At 62.6% G+C, this 5,063-nt stretch carries 5 protein-coding genes; 3 read left to right on the forward strand and 2 right to left on the reverse strand.

Annotated features, from left to right (window positions below; all coding sequences use genetic code 11):
- The 3 genes from EN984_RS22385 to EN984_RS22395 form a co-directional block, all read left to right on the forward strand.
- Window positions 1-557: ATP-binding cassette domain-containing protein (locus EN984_RS22385; protein WP_164765580.1), on the forward strand; the 557-nt coding region annotated here is incomplete at its 5' end.
- A gap of 79 nt (window positions 558-636) precedes the next feature.
- Complete coding sequence (locus EN984_RS22390) at window positions 637-1,632, forward strand: ABC transporter permease (protein WP_127270087.1); 996 nt, start codon at window positions 637-639, stop codon at window positions 1,630-1,632.
- A gap of 50 nt (window positions 1,633-1,682) precedes the next feature.
- Window positions 1,683-2,735 carry a substrate-binding domain-containing protein gene (locus EN984_RS22395; protein ID WP_023808755.1) on the forward strand — a complete coding sequence of 351 codons (1,053 nt, stop codon included), beginning with the start codon at window positions 1,683-1,685 and terminating at the stop codon, window positions 2,733-2,735.
- Between the two features lie 218 nt (window positions 2,736-2,953).
- Here the strand turns inward: EN984_RS22395 and EN984_RS22405 are convergent, their stop codons facing one another.
- A complete protein-coding gene (locus EN984_RS22405) occupies window positions 2,954-3,820 on the reverse strand; it encodes an alpha/beta hydrolase (protein WP_127270083.1) in 867 nt (288 codons plus the stop codon).
- Window positions 3,821-3,957: 137 nt separating this feature from the next.
- The coding region (locus EN984_RS22410) for an SDR family NAD(P)-dependent oxidoreductase (protein ID WP_127383952.1) at window positions 3,958-5,063 on the reverse strand (1,106 nt) is incomplete at its 5' end.

Raw genomic sequence — 5,063 nt, forward strand, 5'->3', positions numbered from 1 at the left:
GGCCTTATGCACCTGAAACAGCCGGCGAAGCGATCGCCGCCGGCGTGTTCCTCGTTGCCAAGGACCGCGGCGAGAATGGCATCGTCCAAGGCTTCAACATCCAGGAAAATATCAGCCTGCCGTTTCACAAGCGCATGTCGCGCTTCGCTGTTCTCAGGCGCCGTCTGGAACGCGCCACCGCGCGCCGGCAGATCGAAGAACTGGGCATCGTCTGTCGGTCCGAGAAGGACGACATGTCGGAGCTGTCCGGCGGCAATCAGCAGAAGGTGATGGTCGCGCGCTGGATGGCGCAGGATGCAAGGCTGTTCATCCTGGATGAGCCGTTTCAGGGCGTCGATATCTCGGCCCGGCGCGACATTGCCGCCAAGCTCAGGGCGAGTGCAAACGGACGCGCCACGCTTTTGTTCGTCACCGAACTCGACGAGGCCTTGGAAACCGCCGATCGCATCCTGGTCATGTCGGAACAGACTATCGTCGGCGAACACCGCAATGCCGATGTCGATCTCGACCGCCTGCTGGCCGAGGTTGCCGGCGGACCGCTGCACAGTGCGGCCTGAGCGCGGGCGATAGGAATTGGAATGGAGAGAGCATGGGTTCGGATTGGATAAAGACGGCAGCAGCGCGCGGGAGCGCCGGATGACATTGCGCGACCACGCCATCCGCTACGGGTTCATCGTGCTCTTGTTCGGGCTCGTCGCCTATTTCTCGATCGCCGCCGACGGTTTCGTTTCGCCGCAAAGTGCCGTTTTCATCTTCCAGTCGGTCGCCATCACCGGCGTGCTGGCGCTCGGCGTCACCGCCACGCTGGTCGTCGGCGGCTTTGATCTCTCGATCGGCTCCGTCGCCACGTCAGCCATGATGGCGGCCGCCTATGTGATGGTGGTGCTGGAGCAGAACGCCCTTGTCGCGGTCGTCGTCTGCCTGCTCATCGGCGCAATTGTCGGCCTGATCAATGGCTGGCTGATCGTCTACATGCGCGTGCCCGATCTGCTGGCGACGCTCGGCATGATGTTCCTGCTCGTCGGCCTGCAGCGCATTCCAACCGAAGGCCGCTCGATCGCCACCGGCATGACCATGCCGGACGGTTCGGTCGCCAGCGGCAAATTCTCCGACGCCTTCCTGGCGCTCGGCCGCCACCGTTTCGATTTCTTCATCCCGAACCTCATTCCGGTGTCGGTGGTGGTCCTGCTCGTGCTCGCCGTGCTGATCTGGTTCTTCCTCGAATACACACGTTTCGGTCGCATGATGTATGCCGTGGGCAGCAATGAGCGCGCCGCCGAACTCGCCGGTGCGCCTGTCAAGGCATACAAGATCTGGGCCTACGTTATTTCAGGAGTTTTTGCCTCGATCGGCGGCATTTTGCTCGCTGCCCGGCTTGGACGCGGCGACATCGCCTCGGGTAATAATCTGCTGCTCGATGCGGTCGCCGCGGCGCTGATCGGCTACGCGGTGCTAGGTGCCGCCAAGCCGAACGCCTTCGGCACCGCCATCGGCGCGCTGTTCGTCGGCATCTTGCTGCAAGGCCTGACGATGATGAACGCGCCTTACTACACGCAGGATTTCGTCAAGGGCGTGGTTCTGGTCGTCGCCCTTGTCTTCACCTTTGCGCTTTCGGGCAGGGGCAGGAGGTAGCTTTCGACCGGAACAGGATTTTGGGTTCAACAAGAGTGGAGGAAAACAAAGTGAGCATTACAAGAAGACTTCTGGGGAAGGTGGCGCTCGGATTGGCCGGCGCAACCATGCTGATGCAGGTCCCGGCTTTTGCCGCGGACAAGCCGGCGCCTTTCGACAAGCCCGGCGTCAAGATCGCGCTGGTGCGTTATCTCTCGACCGGCGACTTCTTCCAGGCCTATCTGTCGGGCGTCGAGGCGCAGTCGAAGGCGCTCGGCATCGACCTGCGTGTCCTCGACAGCCGCCAGGATGCCGCCCTTCAGTCCGACATGGTCGATCAGGCCATCGCGCTTGGCGTGCAGGGCATCATCATCCAGCACGGCCTGACGGAATCGATGAAGGACGCCGCCCAGCGTGCGGTCGACGCCGGCATCAAGGTGGTGGCGTTCGACGTCAATGTCGAGAATCCCAAGATCCCGCAGATCGAACAGTCCGACCGCGACTTGGCGCGCCTCGCCCTCGAGCAGGCGGTCAAGGACAATGGCGAAAGCTGGAATGCCGGCTATGTCTATGTCGCCGGCATCGCGCCGCTCGACCGCCGCAACGAGACCTGGGTCGACGTCAAGAAGAAGTATGCCGGCATCAAGGAAGTCGCGATGTTCGGCACGCTCGACAATCCGATTGCCAACTCAGTCGCCAACCAGGCGCGTTCGGTGCTGACGGCGCATCCCGACATCAAGGTGATGTTTGCTCCCTATGACGAATTTGCCAAGGGCGTGAAGATCGCCGTCGACGAAGCGGGCTTGAACAAGGGCATCAAGATCTATTCGGCCGATATCTCGACGTCCGATATCGCTGCGATGCGTGAGCCCGACAGCGCCTGGGCCGCGACCGCCGCGACCAATCCGGCTGTCGTCGGCCAGGTCTCGGTGCGTGCGCTGGCGCAGTTGCTGGCCGGTGAAGACCCCGGCCACAACGTCGTCGTGCCGCCGACGCTGATCACCCAGAAGGACCTCATCGACAAGGACATCAAGAACATGGAGGACCTGTCGGCCAAGCTGCCGCAGTTCGCCCATGCCGATGTCGCGATGCCGGCCTGGATGCCGAACCCGAACGCGAAGTAGGTTTCGTTATCGAAGGCCGCCTGCAGCCGCTTGCTGCAGGCGGCCTTTTGCTGAATATCTGCAGCCGGCGCCAGGCTCCGGCCCAAGGTACGGTGCTTATATGGAAGTCCAGGCGGCAATCGAGGAAGACCTGTCCGGCGCCGTCGCCGGAACCTTGTTTCGATGCCCGCAGTGACGAGGCTGATTCGAGGCTGGGAACCAGGGCCTGGAAACACATTCTAGAGTTGCTGTAGCAGGGGTTTCGCGGCGGCCGAAGGATGCTGGTCGTTCCAGAAGTCGAGCACAGTCGAGATTATTGCCTCCGGCGCGTCTTCCTGAACGAGATGTTTGGCATTTGGAACCGTGATGAACGGCGCACCGGGAATGCGGCGCGCGAGTTCTCGCCCGTCGTCGAGCGGAATCCACTCGTCGTCTTCACCCCACAGGATCGTCACAGGGCAACGTATCTCGTCGTATCGCCACTCGACCTCTCGACTGTACTTGTCGTCCATCTGTGCGATCTGACGCCAAAAAGCCTTCTGTCCCTCGTCTCCAAGCCATGGCTGCAGATAGAGCTGCATTTCGTCCGCGCGCAATGCGTTCGCGACAGCGCCGCCAATATAGGCGCGAAGCATGGCTTCATGGATATAGGCGGGCAGACTGGCAAACGCTTTCTCGTGTTCTTTTGCCGCTTGAACCAAGGGCGATCCCTGAGGGCTGATCGCGACCGGATCAATCAGCACCAGAGAGCGATAATCGAGCCCATTGAGCAGGTGGCCGCGCAACGCGACGGAGCCGCCGAAGTCATGCGCCACGATGTCTGGCCACTCCAGCTCCCAGTGAGCGTAGAGCGCCGCGAACAACTCGTTTTGAATGCCGCGCGACACGTCCGCGTCGGGCTTGGCGGATTGCCCGTAGCCGAGCATGTCAAAATAGTAGATCCGGCGCCGCTGCCCGAGCCAAGCTGCAATGCGCCGCCATTCCACCGACGAGAACGGGGTACCATGAAGCAAGACCGCCGGCGGGCCGTCGCCGATCGCTCCCCATGCGATCGGGTGACCCGAAAAAATAAAGCGTTCGGGCAGGGACCAGTCATCGGTTGGCATGAGGGAACTCCCGGCAACAATTTAGCTGCTTGACCTTGCTCGATCTCAATGGTCGGTCGGGTCGAAAGTTCCCAACCGCCCCTTCTCGAGCAAGCTTCGGAGTTGCACCGCACCTTTCGTCTGGACGGATCTCTACGTCAGCGCAGCGCTGCCGCGATATTCCCGCCGTCGACCGTCGTCACATCGGCGGTGGTGCGGTCGGCCAGCGCGTGATGCAGGAAGGCCTGCGCCACGTCCTGCGCCGTCACTTCCTGGCCGAGCAGATTGCCGGACATGTAGTCCTTCTCCGACACGCCCCGCGCGCCCGAACGGCTGGCAATCATGGCGTCGGTCAGAAGCCCCGAGCGGATGCGGTCGGCGTTGACGGCGTTGGAGCGGATGCCATGCGCGCCATAGTCAAGCGCGTACTGCCTGGACAGGAACAGTGTCGCCGCCTTCGGCACGCCATAGGCGCCGAACTTCGGGCCGGGGTTGACCGCCTGTTTGGAGGTGTTGAACAAAAGCACGCCGCCTGTGCCCTGCTCGAGCATGATGCGCACCGCATTCTGCGCCACCGATTGGTGGGCGAAGAAATTGAGCTCGAAACTCTTGCGCAGGAGCGCGTCGTCGAGCTCACCGATGCGACCTTCCCAGGCGGCGCCGGCATTGGAAACCAGGATGTCGACACCGCCGAACACGGCAACCGCTCTGTCGAAGGCGGCACGCACCTGCGCCGGGTCGGTGATGTCGGCGGCGACGCCGATCGAATTGTTGCCGGCCTTCTTCGCCGCGTCGGCAGCCTTTTCGGCGTCGAGATCGACGACGACGGCATGGGCGCCATTGTCGGCGAACAATTTGGCTGTCGCTGCACCGATCGCGCCGGCGCCGCCGGTGATCAGCACCACCTGGCCAGTCAGTGGCTTCGGCTTGTTGGAGGCGAGCTTGGCCTGTTCCAGCGACCAGTATTCGAGCGGGAACAGATCGGCCTTGGAGAGCGGGTGGAAACGGCCGACCGCCTCGGCGCCGCGCACCGCCTCGATCCACATCTCGCCGACATCCGAGGCGATCTTCGCGTCCTTCAGCGTGCGGCCATGGCCGAACATGCCGAGGCCCGGCACCAGCGTCAGCCGCGGCATCTGGTCGAGCATGGTGCGCTTGACGTCGTCGAGCGCATCATTGGTTTCGAAATAGGCGCGATAATCCTTGGCGAACGCGTCGACATGGCTCTTGATTGCCACCTTGTAGTCACCGGCCTTGTCAGCAT

Source organism: Mesorhizobium sp. M7A.F.Ca.CA.004.12.1.1 (genome assembly GCF_003997835.1).
GTDB lineage: Bacteria > Pseudomonadota > Alphaproteobacteria > Rhizobiales > Rhizobiaceae > Mesorhizobium.

Coding starts and splice junctions, on each gene's coding strand:
- EN984_RS22390 (WP_127270087.1), top strand. CDS start 637: ATGACATTGCGCGACCACGCCATCCGCTACGGGTTCATCGTGCTCTTG.
- EN984_RS22405 (WP_127270083.1), bottom strand. CDS start 3,820: ATGCCAACCGATGACTGGTCCCTGCCCGAACGCTTTATTTTTTCGGGT.